The sequence below is a fragment of the Streptomyces sp. TLI_185 genome (assembly GCF_003814765.1).
Lineage (GTDB): Bacteria > Actinomycetota > Actinomycetes > Streptomycetales > Streptomycetaceae > Streptomyces.
Genome location: NZ_RKRB01000001.1, coordinates 3273454 through 3289305 on the forward strand (window position 1 = coordinate 3273454; position 15852 = coordinate 3289305).

At 70.4% G+C, this 15852-nt stretch carries 18 protein-coding genes, 1 other RNA gene and 1 pseudogene; 9 read left to right on the forward strand and 11 right to left on the reverse strand.

Annotation, left to right across the window (positions count from 1 at the left end; translation table 11 throughout):
• Positions 1-19: 19 nt before the first annotated feature.
• The gene (locus EDD92_RS14855; RefSeq protein ID WP_123964756.1) at positions 20-214 is read right to left on the reverse strand and encodes a DUF397 domain-containing protein; all 195 of its coding nucleotides are present in this window, start codon (positions 212-214) and stop codon (positions 20-22) included.
• Complete coding sequence (locus EDD92_RS14860) at positions 211-1068, reverse strand: helix-turn-helix transcriptional regulator (protein ID WP_123964757.1); 858 nt, start codon at positions 1066-1068, stop codon at positions 211-213. Before EDD92_RS14860 ends, EDD92_RS14855 begins: the two co-directional genes overlap by 4 nt.
• Positions 1069-1210: 142 nt before the next feature.
• Here EDD92_RS14860 and EDD92_RS14865 point away from each other — a divergent pair, with 142 nt between their 5' ends.
• The 3 genes from EDD92_RS14865 to EDD92_RS14875 are packed head-to-tail and all read left to right on the forward strand — an operon-like array spanning position 1211 to position 2785.
• The gene (locus EDD92_RS14865; protein WP_123964758.1) at positions 1211-1705 is read left to right on the forward strand and encodes an ATP-binding protein; all 495 of its coding nucleotides are present in this window, start codon (positions 1211-1213) and stop codon (positions 1703-1705) included.
• A gap of 47 nt (positions 1706-1752) precedes the next feature.
• Positions 1753-2409: a DUF433 domain-containing protein gene (locus EDD92_RS14870; RefSeq protein WP_123964759.1), complete on the forward strand. Its 657-nt coding sequence runs from the start codon at positions 1753-1755 to the stop codon at positions 2407-2409.
• Complete coding sequence (locus EDD92_RS14875; RefSeq protein WP_123964760.1) at positions 2399-2785, forward strand: toxin-antitoxin system, toxin component, PIN family protein; 387 nt, start codon at positions 2399-2401, stop codon at positions 2783-2785. The genes EDD92_RS14870 and EDD92_RS14875 overlap by 11 nt, the downstream gene beginning before the upstream one ends.
• A 53-nt stretch (positions 2786-2838) precedes the next feature.
• Here EDD92_RS14875 and rnpB read toward each other — a convergent pair.
• From rnpB to EDD92_RS14895, 4 genes and pseudogenes are all read right to left on the reverse strand, one after another.
• An RNA gene (gene rnpB / locus EDD92_RS14880) (RNase P RNA component class A) lies at positions 2839-3241 on the reverse strand.
• 118 nt (positions 3242-3359) lie between these two features.
• A pseudogene (locus EDD92_RS52415) lies at positions 3360-4142 on the reverse strand (DMT family transporter); the annotation flags it as partial.
• Positions 4143-4164: 22 nt separating this feature from the next.
• Positions 4165-4983, reverse strand: coding sequence for an AraC family transcriptional regulator (locus EDD92_RS14890; protein ID WP_123964761.1), 819 nt, complete (start codon positions 4981-4983; stop codon positions 4165-4167).
• Positions 4984-5029: 46 nt separating this feature from the next.
• A complete protein-coding gene (locus EDD92_RS14895) occupies positions 5030-5608 on the reverse strand; it encodes a Uma2 family endonuclease (protein WP_185124020.1) in 579 nt (192 codons plus the stop codon).
• Positions 5609-5770: 162 nt separating this feature from the next.
• On the opposite strand from EDD92_RS14895, the gene EDD92_RS14900 reads away from it, so the two are divergent.
• Together EDD92_RS14900 and EDD92_RS14905 are read left to right on the forward strand one after the other, a co-directional pair.
• Positions 5771-6526 (forward strand): MerR family transcriptional regulator, encoded by a 756-nt coding sequence (locus EDD92_RS14900; RefSeq protein WP_123964763.1) that lies wholly within the window; start codon positions 5771-5773, stop codon positions 6524-6526.
• A gap of 56 nt (positions 6527-6582) precedes the next feature.
• Positions 6583-7140, forward strand: a complete 558-nt coding sequence (locus EDD92_RS14905; RefSeq protein ID WP_399185409.1) for a hypothetical protein — start codon at positions 6583-6585, stop codon at positions 7138-7140.
• On the opposite strand, the gene EDD92_RS14910 is transcribed toward EDD92_RS14905, so the two are convergent.
• Positions 7091-8527 carry an RNB domain-containing ribonuclease gene (locus tag EDD92_RS14910; RefSeq protein ID WP_123964765.1) on the reverse strand — a complete coding sequence of 479 codons (1437 nt, stop codon included), beginning with the start codon at positions 8525-8527 and terminating at the stop codon, positions 7091-7093. The two genes, EDD92_RS14905 and EDD92_RS14910, sit on opposite strands and share 50 nt — an antisense overlap.
• 65 nt (positions 8528-8592) lie before the next feature.
• Between EDD92_RS14910 and yaaA the strand changes: the two genes are divergently transcribed.
• On the forward strand, positions 8593-9375 hold the full coding sequence (gene yaaA / locus EDD92_RS14915) for a peroxide stress protein YaaA (RefSeq protein WP_123964766.1): 783 nt from the start codon (positions 8593-8595) through the stop codon (positions 9373-9375).
• Between the two features lie 112 nt (positions 9376-9487).
• Positions 9488-10114, forward strand: a complete 627-nt coding sequence (locus EDD92_RS14920; RefSeq protein ID WP_123964767.1) for a bifunctional 4-hydroxy-2-oxoglutarate aldolase/2-dehydro-3-deoxy-phosphogluconate aldolase — start codon at positions 9488-9490, stop codon at positions 10112-10114.
• A 45-nt stretch (positions 10115-10159) separates the two neighbouring features.
• On the opposite strand, the gene EDD92_RS14925 is transcribed toward EDD92_RS14920, so the two are convergent.
• From EDD92_RS14925 to EDD92_RS14935, 3 genes are read right to left on the reverse strand one after another with little or no spacing between them, the layout of a single operon-like run.
• On the reverse strand, positions 10160-11458 hold the full coding sequence (locus tag EDD92_RS14925) for a bifunctional RNase H/acid phosphatase (protein ID WP_123964768.1): 1299 nt from the start codon (positions 11456-11458) through the stop codon (positions 10160-10162).
• A gap of 11 nt (positions 11459-11469) precedes the next feature.
• Positions 11470-12213: a zinc ribbon domain-containing protein gene (locus EDD92_RS14930; RefSeq protein ID WP_078912440.1), complete on the reverse strand. Its 744-nt coding sequence runs from the start codon at positions 12211-12213 to the stop codon at positions 11470-11472.
• Complete coding sequence (locus tag EDD92_RS14935; RefSeq protein WP_123964769.1) at positions 12210-13061, reverse strand: Nif3-like dinuclear metal center hexameric protein; 852 nt, start codon at positions 13059-13061, stop codon at positions 12210-12212. Before EDD92_RS14935 ends, EDD92_RS14930 begins: the two co-directional genes overlap by 4 nt.
• A 220-nt stretch (positions 13062-13281) precedes the next feature.
• Here EDD92_RS14935 and EDD92_RS14940 point away from each other — a divergent pair, with 220 nt between their 5' ends.
• Together EDD92_RS14940 and EDD92_RS49830 are read left to right on the forward strand one after the other, a co-directional pair.
• On the forward strand, positions 13282-14511 hold the full coding sequence (locus tag EDD92_RS14940; protein WP_123964770.1) for a hypothetical protein: 1230 nt from the start codon (positions 13282-13284) through the stop codon (positions 14509-14511).
• A gap of 95 nt (positions 14512-14606) precedes the next feature.
• The gene (locus EDD92_RS49830; protein ID WP_185124021.1) at positions 14607-14762 is read left to right on the forward strand and encodes a hypothetical protein; all 156 of its coding nucleotides are present in this window, start codon (positions 14607-14609) and stop codon (positions 14760-14762) included.
• A gap of 118 nt (positions 14763-14880) precedes the next feature.
• Here EDD92_RS49830 and EDD92_RS14945 read toward each other — a convergent pair whose 3' ends face one another.
• Positions 14881-15819, reverse strand: coding sequence for a 3-oxoacyl-ACP reductase (locus EDD92_RS14945; protein ID WP_123970398.1), 939 nt, complete (start codon positions 15817-15819; stop codon positions 14881-14883).
• Positions 15820-15852 lie beyond the last annotated feature (33 nt).

The following is a 15852-nucleotide window of genomic DNA, read 5'->3' on the forward strand; positions in this document are numbered from 1 at the left end:
GCTCGTGGCCCCATTGCGTTCAGAGCTCGATCGCGAAGTTGACGAACGCGGCCCACTCCGCGCGCCGGAAGGCGAGTTGGGCGAGTGCGGGAGCCTTGGAGTCGCGGACGTGGACCGTGGCGGGTGTGACGGCGACTTCGAGGCATGCACCGCCTTCGTTGCCGCTGTAGCTGCTCTTGAACCAGGCCACGCGCGCGGGTTCCGCAGTGCTCATAGCTCTCCCAGCATCTTTTTGATCAAGGCGAGGGACTCCTGCATGGTTAGGGCCTGCGCCCTGAGGCTGCCGTACTGTGCGGCCAGGATACGGACGTCCTCGGGATCCGTAGCCAGGCGGCTGGAGTTCTGTGCCTCTGTGTATCCCAGCTGGGGTTTCCCCTTGGGTGTGAGCAGGATGAAGGAACCACCCATCCCTGCATGCTCGGTACGGTCGATCGGCATGACCTGCAGTTCCACGTTGCGCAGCCTGCCTAGCTGAAGCAGATGCTCCAACTGTTCGTTGTGGACCTCTCCTCCTCCTAGTGGGCGCCGCAGGACCGACTCCTCGATGACTGCAGTGATCATCGGAGGAGGCCAGTGTGTGAGGATTTCCTGCCGCGCCAGCCGAGATGTCACTCGTTGCTCAATGGTCTCTTCGTCCAGTAGTGGCTTGCGCATCTCGTACAGGGCCCTGATCCGCCGTTCGGTCTGGAACAACCCAGGGATGTCATGACAGTTGTAGTCGTTGATCTCAACAGCCTGGCGCTCCAACCGTGCGTAGTCTTTGAACCAGGCCGGATGCCGAACCCTCGCCTTCGCCTTGGCCTTCTCCACGTCCTCGATCGTGGCCTTCAACAGTCCGCCGGCATCAAGTAGTTCATCCGCCGCCTCCAAGAACTCCCGCTGCGGCGTCCGTCTCCCCCGCTCCAGCGACGACACCAGGTCCTCGCTGTATCCGAGCCGGTCCCCCAGCTCCTTTTGCGTCAGACCTGCACGCTCTCGAAGTACCTTGACCTGCTTGCCAATTGCCCGGTTCAGGTCACTGGCCTGCTCGCCCTCTTCGTACGACTCCTGCGGCTCAGTCACCGTCATCCGCCACCACCTTGCAGTCCCCGTGTGCCCCAGCAGGTCACGGCCGACAGCCCGTACAAGGCACCGTCCGTACCGGTACACACACCCTGCGTACCGCAGGATTCCCTGGTCAGCGTAGAGTGCGGCGGCCACGCTGAGTGACATGAAGTCAGAAATCTCCACCCGGCAGTTCACTCAGCTCCTCAGTGCAACGCCTCGCGGTGCACGCCTCGGTCGACTGCTGACCGTGCAACAACTCCATGAGTGGGGCTGGCCACCTAGCTGCGAGGTGAGTGAGTCCGTGGCGTTGGTAGTCGCCGAGTTGGCGGCGAACGCGGTCGTGCATGGGCGTGTGCGAGGGCGCTGCTTCCGGCTTAGTGTCAGCGTCGAGGCGGCGGACACGCTCCGTATCGAAGTGGCCGATCCGCGCGGCGATCGTCGGCCGATGGCGTGTCGTACCGCGAGTTCCACCGAGGAGACGGGTCGCGGGCTGCTTCTCGTCGATGCGCTGGCCGCTCGATGGGGCAGCGAGCCCTGGCCTCCGTCCGGCAAGGTCGTGTGGGCGGAGATCGCTCTTCTCGACCCTGGAATCGCCGCTCCGGCATCCACCGCTCAGCCCTCAACCAGGACTGTTCCGGCACCGGAGGTGGCACGCTGATTGTGGAAGGATGTGGCCGCCTCAGCCCGGAGTGGAGGGAGGCAATCATGATCGACAGGTTCAACGATGGGCTTCTGACGCCGACGGAGACCTCTTCCTATCTGGAGATTCCCCTTCCTACGCTCACCAGTTGGCTCAAGAACAAGGCAGCTGGCGCGCCGCTGGTGCACCAGGTGGAACCCGTGAGAAGGGGCCAGCCCTCTGTGCCGTTCGTTGCAGTGGCTGAGGCGTACGTCCTCCGGTCACTACGTACGCTCGGCCTCCGCATGAGCGAGATCCGAGAGGCTGCCGCAGCCGTGCGTGATTCGTTCGATACGCCGTACGGTCTGGTTTCGAAGCGGATCGCCACCGACGGCGTGGACATCTTTATCGAGCATGGACTCGGCGATCTCCGCCGTGCGCGGGACGGGCAGGCGCCCATCCATGAAGTCGTGGCCGACTACCTGCGCTACCTCTCCTGGGACGCAGGGGACGACTTCCCGTCCAGCCTTCGGCTCCGGCAGTACGGACCGGAGGTTCCTGTCGTGATCGATCCGCGGTTCGGGCACGGGCTGCCTGTTGTGGCGGCGAACCGGGTGCCGGTGAAAGCGGTGACCGATCTCTGGGAGGCCGGCGAATCGGTCGAGGACATCGCGTACGAGTACGGCATGGAGCCGGAGCAGGTGGACGCGTTGTGCCGGGCAGTGGTGCGCCTTGCCGCATGAGTTCTTCCTCGACAGAAACCTTGGTCGGCGAGTTGCCGAGGAGCTGAGGGCTCGGGGGTGGACCGTCCATCGGATCAGCGAGGTCTTTCCGTCGGACGCGCAGGACATCCCCGATGAGGAATGGATCTCCTACGGTCTTGAGCAGGGGTGGGTTCCCCTCTCCGAGGATGGGCGGATCAAGACCAGGGACCTGGAGATCCAGCCGGTGCTGGACCGGGCTGCGGTGCTCTTCTATTTGGACAACCAGCAATTGCGCACCTTGGAGATGGTGGAGCGGCTGGACAAGCGAAGTGACGCCATCCACCGTGCAATCGCTCGGGGCGGCCCTGCTGCTTACGCCGTCCGGGCCGATCGGATTGAGCAGACCTGGACTTGACGGTCGGGGCCAGCTCGAAGGAGGAGGCCAAGACCAGGTCAGAGACCTGCTGGCAGACGAGTCGGGCTGTACGCCGGGTTCTGTCACCCGGTCGCCTCGCGGCGGCCGGGGAGACGGCCATCCATCTAGGGCCGGCGTTGCCACCGGCCTCGTGCGGTCTACCCGGGGGCTCGGGCGGGCAGCCCTCGAACGCCTCCGCAGGAGCGCCAAGGCGCTCCCTTTTGACCTTGCTCCGGGTGGGGTTTACCTAGCTGCCCAGGTCACCCTGGGCACTGGTGGTCTCTTACACCACCGTTTCACCCTTACCCAGCACCTGAGCGCTGGGCGGTTTGTTTTCTGTGGCACTGTCCCGCGGGTCACCCCGGGTGGCCGTTAGCCACCACCCTGCCCTGTGGAGCCCGGACGTTCCTCGGGAAGCCCCTCAAGGGGACTCCACGCGGCCGTCCGCCCGGCTCGTCTGCCGTGTCGACCATGCTACCGGGCGTCCGCCCTTCGCCGGACCGGAGGCCGCCGTCGCCAGGACCGAGCCCGCCAGGATCAGGGTGAAAGCGATCGCGATGCCCAAGGTGAAGGGCTCGTTCAGGAAGACGGCTCCCGCTGCCACTGCTACCGCCGGGTTGACGTAGGTGAACACCGTTGCGCGGGTCGGGCCGACCTCCTTGATCAGTTCCAGGAAGGCCACGAATGCGAGTGCTGTGCAGATCACTCCTAGGCCGATCAAGGCTGTCAGGACAGAGGCGGATGGGATGGACGATGGCCAGGTCGCCGCCGCCGGCGTTGCGTAGACCAGCGCCGCCAGTGCCAGGCAAGGGGCCGTCAGCTGCAGTGTCGGGACGTCCTTCAGCCACCGTGCCGCGATCAAGGGGGCTGTCGCATAGCCCAGCACCGTCAGCAGCACCTCGCCGAGGGAGCGTGCGTCGCCGCCGGTCAGGTGCGGGACCGTGAGGACGCCGACGCCGGCCAGGCCCAGCGCCAGTCCTGCCATCCGCCGTAGTCCCAGCTGCTCCGTGTCGCCGAAGAAGCGGGCCAGCACCACACCCACGATCGGCACGCCCGCGATCAGCAGGCCCGCCGTGGAGCTCGACAGGTGCCGTTCCGCGTCCGTGAGCGTGAACCACGGGCCGATGATCTCTATGCACGCGAAGGCCAGCATGGGACGCCAGTGGGAGCGGATGGTCGTCAGCAGGTCGCCCTGTCGTATCGCGAACGGGAACAGGAGGGCCGCGCCCAGTGCGCAGCGCGTGAACACCACCATGGACGGGGAGAGCGGGGCGTCCACCGCCACCTTGATCATCAGGTAGGGGATGCCCCAGATGACTCCCATCAGGGAGAACAGGAACCAGCCGCGTGCAGTCATGCAGACAGAATCGGCCGGGGCACTACCTGGTGTCTTGAACGCTGTTGCGGTACGCCGCCGGGGTCACCCCCAGCACCCGGCGGAACCAGCGGGTGAGGTGCGCCTGGTCGGCGAAACCGACGAGCGGGGCCACCTCGGCGGGGCGCAGGCCCGTCTCCAGCAGTCCGCGGGCGCGGGTGACCCGGTGCTGGGCGAGCCAGGCGTACGGCGGTATGCCCATCGTCGTACGGAAGGCTCGGAGGAGTTGGTAGCGGGACAGGTCCAGGTCGGTGGCGAGGTCGGCCAGGGACGGGGGGTTCAGTAGTTCGTCTGCCAGGCGGTCGCGGACCACAAAGGCTATGTGGTCGGCGCCCGGCACCTCGTCCGGCGCCGAGCGGGCCGTGGAGTGGCGGCGGGCCAGGGCCGTCAGCAGCCACGGGAGGCGGGATTCCGTCTCCAACGGGTCCGGGCAGGCGCTGAGTTCGGTGTGAGCGAGACGGAGGGCGGTGACCAGCTCGGGGTCGTCGATCACGGGTTCGCGGAAGTGCGGGAGGCCGCCGAGGGTGCCGTCGGCGAGGAGGGCGGGGTCGGCGTACAGGGCGCGGTAGGCGTAGCCGTCGGTGGCGGTGTCGGGGCCCCCGGTGTGCATCTCGCCGGGGTCGAGGACGATGATCGAGCCGGGGCCGGTGCGGATGTGGCCGCCGCGGTAGTCGATGACCTCGGAGCCGCCGACGCAGACGCCGATGGTGTACTCGGCGTGCGCGTGAGGGGCGTAGACGTGCTGCTGGAAGCGGGCGGTCAGCAGGTCGAGGGGCGGTCCGCAGCGGCCGAGCCGCGCCCGCGTCCACAATGCCTGCTCCATGCGCCGCCCCCATTTCCGTCGTCCACAGGGTGCAACGCCGGGAGGGTCAGAGAAAGTCCGCGGTCTCCAGATCGAAGGCGAAGGGGGCGGGAAGAGTGAGCGGTTTGCCGAACGGGCGGGTGCAGAGCTCTCGGTAGTCGTCCTTCTCCGGGTCGCTGAACAGCGTGACGGAGGCGGCGTCGCGGTCGATAAGGAGGTAGAGGGGGATGCCGCCGCGGGCGTAGCAGCGGCGTTTGGCCTCGCGGTCGGCCTTGGGCTTGGTGGATGTCACCTCCAGCACCATGGCGACGCCATCGCAGGGCATCCAGGAGTCGGCGCCCCCGAAAAGGTCTCGCTCAAGGGGCGCGAGGGTGACGTCCGGGACCACGTGGTTCTTCGGGCAGGCCTCGCCGCTCCTCAGCCTCAGGCCTTTGTTCCCGGAGAAGTCCATCTCGGTCGAAGACCGCTTGATCACTTGCCGCACGATCCGGCTGATGTACTTCTCGTGCTCCCCGTCCGGCGGCGGCATCACGACGATCTCCCCCTCGATCAACTCGGCCCGGAAACCCTCCGGCGTGTCCAGGGCGAGAAAACCCTCCAGCAGGACCTCTTCCTGCGTGAGCGGCTCGTGGGCCATGGCAGTCATGTCACGCCCCTCCTTCGGTCGCTCGCCAGACTGGGACATCGGAAGATCACCTGTCCGAGAGATCGGGATCCGTTCCCTCGATCGTGGCACACGAGCGCGACCCTCGACAGGCACGGCCCGCCCGCTTGACCCTGCCGCGACGTCAGCCTCTGTACTGGTCCCATGCGGATCGGAGAACTCGCCGCGGCCGTCGGCGTCACCACGCGGACCGTGCGGCACTACCACCATGAAGGCCTGCTGCCGGAGCCCGAGCGGCTGGCCAACGGGTATCGGGACTACACGCTGCGGCATGCCGTCGTGCTCGCGCGGATTCGGCGGCTGACCGAGCTGGGGATGGGGCTCGCGGAAGTGCGGGATGTGCTGGTGGAGGACGCCGGGAAGGACCTCGTCGAGGTGCTCACCGAACTCGACGAGGACCTGGCCCGGCAGGAGGCGGCGATCCGGGAGCGGCGGGCGCGGCTGGGTGCACTGCTGGAGGAGGAGGGCGGGCTGACCGCGGAGGGGCCGGTGTCACCTCAACTGGCCTCATTGTTAGGTGACTTGGCGCATGTGGCGGCCGACTCCCCCATGGCCGCCAAGGACCGCGAAATGCTCGCGCTGATCGACACCATGGCGGCGGCGGAGGACCGGGAGCGGCTGATGGAACTGCTGCGCGGCGCCCTCGGCTCCCCCGAGGGGATCGCGCGGGCACTCAAGGCGTACGCCCTGCTCGACGACCTCGCCGACGCCGACCCGGTCGACCCGCGCGTGGCGGAGGCGGCCCGTACCCTCGCCGACTGCATGCCCCGCGAGCTTCTTCCCCAGGCGAGCATTGACGGCGACAACAGCTTCATGCGCGCCTTCTACGCGGACTTCGCCCCCGCCCAGGCAGAAGCCCTCCGCCTCGCGCTGCGGATTCTCGCCGAGGAGCAGCCGTGAGGACGGCGGCGTACACCCTCGTCCGGCATGAGCTCCAGCTGCTCGCCAGCCTGGCGATGTGGGTGGCCCGGCGCACGCACGGTGCCGACGGCGGGCGGGTGTTCGGGTATGCGCGGGGGCAGGGCGCGGTGATGTTCGGGTTCGCGTTCGTGTGCCTGGTCGAGACGCTGACCATGTCCGTGCTGCTGCGTGACTACCCGGCCGTGCATCGGTGTGTGCTCGTGCTCGACGTGTACACCATCGTGTTCGTGGCCGGGGTGCACGCGGCGTCCGTCGTACGGCCGCACGTGCTCGGCCCCGACGTGCTGCGCATCCGCCGCGCCGTGCATGTCGATCTGCGTATACCGGTCGACCGCATCTCGACCGTGCGCCGCGAGCTGCGTACCACCCACGAACGCGCCGACGGCGCGCTCGACATCCCCGTGGGCGCACAGACCACCGTCACCCTCGAACTCGCCGAGCCCGTCGCCCACTTCACCTTTCTCGGCCGACGGCGTGACATCCACCTCGTCCGCTTCCACGCCGACGACACCGACACCCTCGTACGCGAGATACGGGCGGCCCTCACGCAGGCGCGAAGCGCACCTTCGCCGCTGCCGGGTCGGCCTGTGTGAGGCGCACCCGGAGCCGCTCCCCCAGGGGCAGCTGCCCACTGCCCTCGATCCGGCCGATGATCGCCGGGGACTCCAACTGGACGGTTCCGAGGGTGGGTTGGTGCTCCTCGACGTCCACCACGCACCCGTCGAACACCTCCCCCACCCGCCCCGCCAGCAGCGCCGCCTCCACGATGTCGACGCACTCGCGCTCGACCGTGCCCGCGCGCCGACTGCCGTCGGCCATCTCGTGCGGCAGCGTCTCCAGAGCGGCCAGTACCCAGTCGGGCGGGGGCTCGCCCGCCGCGGCCGCCAGGCAGAGCTCGGACGCGTACCGGTCGGCCAGGCGACGCAACGGCGCCGTGCAGTGGGCGTACGGGGCGGCCACGGCGGCGTGCGTGGTGATCGGCGGAAGGGCGCCGTCCCGGAAGACGGTGTAGCCGGCGCCGCGCAGCAGGGTCGTGCACTCCTGGAGGAAGGCCGCGTGGTGCGGGCGGTGCGGGTCGAGGGAACGGATGAGCTGGGCGTACGAGACGTGGTGCGGCCAGTCGATGTGCAGGGCGTGCGCGGTGCGGCGGAGGCGGCCGACGGCGCCGTCCGGGGCGGCGGGCAGCGTGCGCAGGACGCCGGTGCCGGCCGAGAGCATGAGATCTGCCGCCGCCATCCCTGTCAGCAGGGAGATCTGGGCGTTCCAGCCGTCGGCGGGGAGTGGGGCGCGGTAGCTCAGCTCGTACGTGTGATCCCGCTCGACGATCTCCTGCTCCGGCACGTTGAGCGAGATCCCGCCCCGTTCCACCTCCAGCCGTTCCCGCGCCTCCCCGATCTCCCTGAGCAGCGCGAGCGGCTCCTCGGCCGTCTTGTCGTCGATCTGCTTCTGTACGGCGGCGTAGTCGAGCTTGGCCGTGCTGCGGACGAGGGCGCGGCGGACGTCGACGGCGAGCGTACGGGCGTCCTCGTCGAGGTCGATCGTCCAGAGGGCGGCCGGGCGGACCTGGCCGGGCAGCAGACTCGCGGCGCCCTCGCTGAGCAGCGCCGGGTGCAGCGGGATCCGCTCGTCCGGGAAGTACAGGGTGGTCACCCGCCGGTGGGTCTCCGCGTCGAGCGCCGCCCCGGGGGCGACGAAAGCCGCGACGTCTGCGATGGCGTACCGCACCCGGTAGCCGGTGCCCTGCCGGGACAGGTGCATCGCCTGGTCGAGGTCGGTGGAGGCGGGCGGGTCGATGGTGAAGAGAGGGATGTCCGTGGCGTCGTAGGAAGGGAGCGTCGGGGTTGTCGCTGTCCGCTCGGCCTCTGCCAGTGCCTCGGGCGGGTAGCTCTCGGAGATGCCGAGATCGGTGCGCAGCGCGGTGAGGGCGGCCCGGAGGGGGGCTTCGGGGGCGCCGGTCACGCGGATGTGGCGGCGGGGCATACAGCGAGGGTAAGCACAGCGGGGCCCGTACGCTGTCCGGGAGCTCAAAGAGAAGGAGATCTTCCGTGCTTGTCCTGCTGCCTCCCTCCGAAGGCAAGGCGTCCTCCGGCCGTGGCGCCCCGCTGAAGACGGAGTCGCTGTCGCTGCCGGGTCTCACGCCCGCCCGTGAGGCCGTACTCGGCGAACTGGTCGAGCTGTGTGCCGGGGATGAAGAGAAGGCGCGGGACGTGCTCGGGCTGAGCGAGGGGCTGCGGGGCGAGGTCGCGAAGAACGCCGGGTTGCTGACGGCCGGGGCGCGGCCCGCCGGGGAGATCTACACGGGTGTGCTGTACGACGCCCTCGACCTGGCCTCCCTGGACGCCGTTGCGAAGAGGCGGGCGGCACGGTCGCTGCTCGTCTTCTCCGGGTTGTGGGGTGCGGTGCGCATCAACGACCGCATTCCCTCCTATCGGTGCTCGATGGGGGTGAAGCTCCCTGGGATCGGGGCGCTGGGCGCGTACTGGCGGACGCCGATGGCGGAAGTCCTGCCCGAGGCCGCCGGGGACGGGCTGGTGCTGGACCTGCGGTCCTCCGCGTACGCGGCCGCGTGGAAGCCGAAGGGCGAGGACGCCGGCCGGACGGCGAGCGTGCGGGTGCTGCACGCGCCCACCCGCAAGGTGGTCAGCCACTTCAACAAGGCGACGAAGGGGCGGATCGTACGGAGTCTGCTGACGGCCGGCGCGGCACCCAAGGGTCCGGCGGAGCTGGTGGATGCGCTGCGTGAGCTCGGTTACGTGGTGGAGGTGGAGCCTCCGACAGGGGCCGGGAAGGCATGGATGCTGGACGTGTTGGTGGACGAGATCCACTGACCCACCCCAACATCCACTGACCCACCCCAGCATCCACTGACCCGCCTCACCCCGCGTTGCAGCATGCGCAATGATCTTTGCGTATGTTGCATAGGGCGGGCACGATGACCGCATGGCCTCATCGCTCCTCGACCTTGCCCCCGTCGTGCCCGTCGTCGTCATTGAGGACGCCGCCGACGCCGTTCCGCTGGCGCGGGCGCTGGTGACGGGGGGACTGCCCGCCATCGAGGTGACGCTGCGGACGCCGGCCGCGCTGGACGCCATCCGTGCGATCGCCGAAGCGGTGCCTGACGCGGTGGTCGGGGCGGGGACCGTGATCACGCCGGAGCAGGTGACGGCGTCCGTGGCCGCCGGGGCGCGCTTTCTGGTCAGCCCGGGCTGGACGGACGTACTCCTGGAGGCGATGAGGGCGTCCGGGGTGCCGTTCCTGCCGGGGGTGTCCACGACGTCGGAGGTGGTGGCGCTGCTGGAGCGCGGGGTACGGGAGATGAAGTTCTTCCCTGCGCAGGCGGCGGGCGGCACGGCGTATCTGAAGTCGCTGGCGGGGCCGCTGCCGCAGGCGCGGTTCTGTCCGACCGGGGGCATCGGTCCGGGCAACGCCCCCGACTACCTGGCGCTCCCCAACGTCGGCTGTGTGGGCGGTACTTGGATGCTCCCGGCGGACGCCCTCGCGGCCCGCGACTGGGGGCGGATCGAGTCGCTGGCCCGCGAGGCGGCGGGGCTCAGCGCAGGCGTTTGAACCCGGCCGGGCTCTCAGCGCAGGTGTCTGAACCCGGCCGGGCTCTCAGCGCAGGTGGGACGTGTCGTTGAAGAGCCGTACGCTCGCGTTGCCGTCGGCGTAGTAGGCCACCGCGGACAGGGCGGCCGCCGACAGTTCCATGCGGAACAGGGCCTCCGGCGGGGCGCCCAGGGCGAGTTGGACGAAGGTCTTGATCGGCGTGACATGCGAGACGAGCAGCACCGTGCGGCCCGCGTAGGCCGCGACCAGCTTGTCGCGGGCCGCCGCGATACGGGTCGCCGTCGCCGCGAAGCTCTCGCCGCCGCCGGAGGGTTCGGCCGTGGGGTCGGCCAGCCACCGGTTCAGGTCGTCCGCGTAACGCTCGCGGACCTCGGCGAACGTCAGGCCCTCCCAGGCGCCGAAGTCCGTCTCCCGGATCTCGTCCTCGACGGTCACCTCCAGGCCGAGGTGCCGGGCCACGATGCCGGCGGTCTCCCGGGTGCGGGCGAGGGGTGAGGCGACGATCGCCTGGATCGTGCCGCGGCGGGCCAGCGCGGCCCCGGCGCGCTCGGCCTGGTCCCGGCCGACGTCGGACAGGGAGGGGTTGGTGCCGCCGCTGCCCGAGAAACGCTTCTGCGGAGTCAGCGGGGTCTCACCGTGCCGCAGCAGCACGAAGGTCGCGGGCGCGCCCAGGTCGGCAGGGGCCCAGCCGGGGGTGGCGACGGCCGTGGCGGCCCGTACATCGGCGTCGGCCTTTGCTGCGCCCGACGGCCGAGCTGTGGCAGTGGCGTCGGCGGACGTCGAGGGAGCCGCGGCCGCCGGGGCTCGCCCGCCTGCAAGGGCTGCCCGCGCCCCCGCCGCCGCGTCACCGGGCGGGCCCGACGGCTCAGGAGCCGCGGCCCGCGCGGCGCGTGCGTCGAGCTCGGCCGTGGACGTCGTCGGCGACCACTGCTCGCCCCGCTTGCCCGCGTCCATTGCCTCGTTCGCCAGCCGGTCCGCGTGCTTGTTCTGCTCCCGCGGGATCCACTCGTACGTCACCTGGCCGGGCGGGAAGACGCGGGCCGCCACCGCCGCCAGGGGCTTCATGTCGGGGTGCTTGATCTTCCAGCGGCCCGACATCTGCTCGACGACCAGTTTGGAGTCCATGCGGACGTGGACCTTGGCGGAGGGGTCCAGTTCATGGGCGGCGCGCAGGCCCGCCAGCAGGCCCCGGTACTCGGCGACGTTGTTGGTCGCGACGCCGATGTACTCCGCGGCCTCCACCAGGGTCTCCCCCGTCGCCGCGTCGAGCACGACGGATCCGTAGCCCGCGGGTCCCGGGTTGCCCCGCGAACCGCCGTCGGCCTCGACGATGAACTCCCGCACGGTCAAGGCTCCTAGAGGCCGGACTCGGCCGTACGCACCAGGATGCGACGGCAGTTCTCGCAGCGCACCACCGTGTCGGGGGCGGCCGCGCGGATCTCGTTGATGTCGGTGATCGCCAGCTCCTGACGGCAGCCCTGGCAGGTGCGCTGGTACAGCTTGGCCGCACCGATGCCGCCCTGCTGCTCGCGCAGCTTGTCGTAGAGCTTGAGCAGGTCGGCGGGGATGGCGCCCGCGATGACCTCGCGCTCCTTCGTCACCGTCGCCACCTCGCCGTCGATCTCCTCGAAGGCGGCGTCACGGCGCGCGGTCGCGTCGTCGATCTTCGACTGGACGGAGGAGACCCGCTCGGTGAGCTCGGCGAGCCGCTCCTGCACGGACTCGATGCGCTCCATGACCTCCAGGACGACGTCCTCGAGGTCGCTCTGCCGCTTGGCGAGGGAGACGATCTCGCGCTGGAGGTTCTCCAGGTCCTTGGGGGAGGTGACGGCGCCGGAGTCCAGGCGCTTCTGGTCGCGGGCGGCGCGCTGGCGCACCTGGTCCACGTCCTGCTCGGCCTTGGTCTGCTCGCGGGCGGTGTCGCTCTCCTCGGTCTGTGCGGCCACCAGCAGGTCGCGCAGCTGGGTGAGGTCCTTGGTGAGCGACTCGATCTCGGCGTGCTCGGGCAGCGACCTCCGCCTGTGCGCGAGCTGCTGCAGACGGACGTCGAGGGCCTGGACGTCGAGGAGTCGGATCTGGTCGGCGGGCGCGGCGTTCAGTTGGGGGCTCCTGCAGGGTTGAGAGGTGAGGCCGCGTGGGCGGTCCAGGGGTCGGTGACCGTCTTCGAGACGTGGACGCGCAGGTCCCATCCGTGGCGGTCGGAGATCTCGTCGAGCTGGGTGGCGGCCAGCTCGCACCAGGGCCATTCGGTGGCCCAGTGCGCCGCGTCGAGCAGCGCGAGGGGGCTTTGGGCGACGGCCTCGGAGGCCGGGTGGTGGCGCAGGTCCGCGGTGAGGAAGGCGTCGACACCGGCCGCGCGTACCTGGTCGAAGAGGCTGTCGCCGGAGCCGCCGCTGACGGCGACCGTGCGGACGACGGCCTCGGGGTCGCCGGCGACGCGGATGCCCTGCGCGGTGGCGGGCAGCCGGGCGGCGGCCTTCTCGGCGAACTCGCGCAGCGGCAGCGGGTGGTCCAGCTCGCAGATGCGGCCGAGGCCGCGGCGGCCGGACGGATCGGTCGGGTCCGGCACCAGGGGGCGTACGACGCGGAGGTCCAGCGCACCGGCGAGGGCGTCCGAGACTCCGGGGTCGGCCGTGTCCGCGTTGGTGTGGGCGACGTGCAGCGCGATGTCGTTCTTGATCAGCGTGTGCACGACGCGGCCCTTGAAGTGCGTCGCCGCGACCGTCGTCGTACCGCGAAGGTAGAGGGGGTGGTGGGTGACCAGCAGGTCGGCGCCCAGCTTCACCGCCTCGTCGACGATCTCCTGCACGGGGTCGACCGCGAACAGGACGCGGGTGACCTCCTGGTCGGGATCGCCCACGACGGTGCCGACCGCGTCCCAGGACTCGGCCCGCTCGGCGGGCCACAGGTTCTCCAGCGCGGCGATGACTTCAGACAGACGGGGCACGCTAGAAGGCTACCTGGCTGATCTGTGCCGCTGAACCGATGTCCGTGGTCGGGTGGAGTGGGAGCAGTGCCCCGGCGCTCACCTCCGACCCCTTCAGCACACCCGCCCCCGTTTCCTCAGGCGAATCGTTCCCCCGCCACCCTTATGTGTGAAGCAGGAGCCTCGTGGTCCCACGTGTGTGCGTGCGAAAACTAGCTTCGTCGCCGGAGGTGACCAGACCATGACGGCGTGTGCGATCGAACCCGAGGCTGCCCCCGAGGACGGCGCCCCGCAATCCGGCTGCACCATCACCGTGGACGGTGCCTACGCCGCCCGCCTCGCGCTGGACGGCGACTCCTGGTTCCCCGAGCGCTGGACGCTGGACGGCCCCGAGCCGTACGCCGTGCCGCTGCCCGGCAACCAGCCCGAGGAGCCCGGCACCGAGGTGCAGCCGATGGGCGACGGGCGGGTCCTCATCCGCCGGCGGGCGGAGGGACGGCACATGTTCTCTCTGCTGTATCCGACCGGACCGGGCACGGGCGAACTGCTGATCGGCGCGGTGGAGTGCCCGGACGAGGGCGCCGGGCTGCGGTTGCTGCCGCCCGCGCCGGGCGGCGAGAAGGCGTACGCCCTCGCCGTGGGCCGGCGCTCCAGCACGGTGTGGCTGGTGGCGGGCGGCGCGTTCGGGCCGGAGCACGTGGCGGAGATCCCGGGCCGCTGCTCGGGCGGGGTGTGGCTGGACCGCGCGGGGCGGCTGCTGGCGCTGGACCGTGAGACCGGCGGCCGCACCAAGACGATCGTGGTCGACCTGGAGCGGGCCGGGGAGGTCTCGCCGCTGCTGCAGATCGCCGACGGCAGCGACGACCGCCTGCTGCTCGCCGACCCGGACAGCGGTCTGCTGCTGATCCGCTCGGACGCGCCCTCGCCGGGCGAGGAGCGACTGGGCTGGGGCGTGCTGGGCAGCACACTGCCGGTGCGCTTCCCGGAGTGCCTGCGACTTCCCGACTGTGTCGTCACGCCCTTCGCCATCCAGCCGGGGCAGGTGCTGATGCCGGAGAGCTGCGGGGTGGCGCTGCGCATCGACGGGCCCGTCGGCAGCTGGGTGGGCCTGTGGCGGCCGGACCGGCGGCAACTGCACCAACTCGCCGCGCCGTACGGGTGGTTGGCGGGCGCGGGGATCTGGACCAGGGACGGGGTGCTCCAACTGCCGTACGCCACGGCCGAGGTGCCGTGCGGCGTGGCGCAGGTGGCGGCGCCCTCGGGGGAGACGGGGGAGACGGGGGATGAAGGGGGATCGGGGGGCGCGGGCCCGGAGGATCCGGTGCGGGGCGGCGCGGCCGGCCGAGCGGCGGACGGGAGTTCGTCCCCGACGCCGCCGGGCGAGCCGTCGCAGCCGGATCCTCCGGAGCCCGTCGCACCGCGTCCCGTGCCCTTGCAGCAAGCGCCCTTGGGACGTCTTGTAACGAAGTAGTGCCGAAGGGCGTGCCCGTCTGGATTCGCACGGAGGGTGGCCGGTTAAACTCGCCCGGCTGTTTGAAAGATCATGTTGACGGGGTGAATCCTTCGATGAGCAACACAAGCACCATGCAGCCGCTGTCCGCCGAGGACCAGGAAGACGCCGGTCACGGCCGGCACCGGGGTCCGGGTTCGGCCCAGGACGGTGACACGGCCCCTCGCGGCCGGCACCGCAAGCCGGCCGAGGACAGCGAAGCGGCTGCCTGAGGGTAAGCGAGGAAGGGGCCCGCACGTCGACTGACGTGCGGGCCCCTTCCGTATGTCTACGCCCGCTTGGGTCCCGGCCGTATCTCTACGCCCACTTGAGTACCGGCGTATCTCTTCTCTACGCCCGCTTGAGTCCCAGGACTTCCGCCGCCGCGAACGTCTCCCCCGGCGGCCGGTCCGCGTAGTGCGGGGTGAGTACGGCGTCCAGTTCGTCGTAGGTGAAGGTGTCCTGCTTGCTGTCGAACTTTGCCTGCACCCGCGGCCGTTCGACGACGGCCACCATGCCGCCGTGCACGACGAGCAGCTGGCCGTTGACGCGGGCCGCGGCGGGCGAGGACAGGTAGCCGACGAGCGGGGCGACATGCTCGGGGGCGAGCGGGTCGAGGCCGTCGGCCGGCTGCTCGAAGCCGGCGAAGACGTCCTCGGTCATCCGGGTGCGGGCGCGCGGGCAGATCGCGTTGGCCGTGACGCCGTACTTGGCGAGAGCGAGGGCGGTGGAGGTGGTCAGGCCGACGATTCCGCCTTTCGCGGCCGCGTAGTTGGGCTGCCCGGCCGAGCCCGCCAGGAAGGCCTCGGAGGAGGTGTTCACGATCCGCCCGTAGACCGGACCGCCCACCGCTTTGGAGCGCTCGCGCCAGTGCGCGGCCGCGAAGTGGGTGGTGTTGAAGTGGCCCTTGAGATGGACGCGGATCACCGCGTCCCACTCGCCCTCGGTCATGGAGAAGACCATGCGGTCGCGCAGGATGCCCGCGTTGTTGACGAGGATGTCCAGCTTGCCGAACTCGTCGATCGCCAACTGCACCAGCTCTCGGGCCTGTTGGAAGTCGGCGACGTCCCCGGTGTGGGCCAGCGCCCTGCCGCCCGCCGCGCGGATCTCGGCGGCGACCTCTTCGGCGGGGCCCGCCGAGGCCTCCCCCGAGCCGTCCCGGCCCGGCTGCCCGAAGTCGTTGACGACGACGGCGGCGCCGAGCCGGGCGAGTTCCAGCGCCTCGGCCCGGCCCAGGCCGCGACCGGCACCGGTGACGACGGCGGACAGCCCCTCCAGTGGCCCTTCCAGTGGCCCTTCCTGTGACAGCGACACAGGCACCCC

Coding starts and splice junctions, on each gene's coding strand:
- EDD92_RS14855 (WP_123964756.1), bottom strand. CDS start 214: ATGAGCACTGCGGAACCCGCGCGCGTGGCCTGGTTCAAGAGCAGCTAC.
- EDD92_RS14860 (WP_123964757.1), bottom strand. CDS start 1,068: ATGACGGTGACTGAGCCGCAGGAGTCGTACGAAGAGGGCGAGCAGGCC.
- EDD92_RS14865 (WP_123964758.1), top strand. CDS start 1,211: ATGAAGTCAGAAATCTCCACCCGGCAGTTCACTCAGCTCCTCAGTGCA.
- EDD92_RS14870 (WP_123964759.1), top strand. CDS start 1,753: ATGATCGACAGGTTCAACGATGGGCTTCTGACGCCGACGGAGACCTCT.
- EDD92_RS14890 (WP_123964761.1), bottom strand. CDS start 4,983: ATGGAGCAGGCATTGTGGACGCGGGCGCGGCTCGGCCGCTGCGGACCG.
- EDD92_RS14895 (WP_185124020.1), bottom strand. CDS start 5,608: ATGACTGCCATGGCCCACGAGCCGCTCACGCAGGAAGAGGTCCTGCTG.
- EDD92_RS14900 (WP_123964763.1), top strand. CDS start 5,771: ATGCGGATCGGAGAACTCGCCGCGGCCGTCGGCGTCACCACGCGGACC.
- EDD92_RS14905 (WP_399185409.1), top strand. CDS start 6,583: ATGTGGGTGGCCCGGCGCACGCACGGTGCCGACGGCGGGCGGGTGTTC.
- EDD92_RS14910 (WP_123964765.1), bottom strand. CDS start 8,527: ATGCCCCGCCGCCACATCCGCGTGACCGGCGCCCCCGAAGCCCCCCTC.
- EDD92_RS14920 (WP_123964767.1), top strand. CDS start 9,488: ATGGCCTCATCGCTCCTCGACCTTGCCCCCGTCGTGCCCGTCGTCGTC.
- EDD92_RS14940 (WP_123964770.1), top strand. CDS start 13,282: ATGACGGCGTGTGCGATCGAACCCGAGGCTGCCCCCGAGGACGGCGCC.
- EDD92_RS49830 (WP_185124021.1), top strand. CDS start 14,607: ATGAGCAACACAAGCACCATGCAGCCGCTGTCCGCCGAGGACCAGGAA.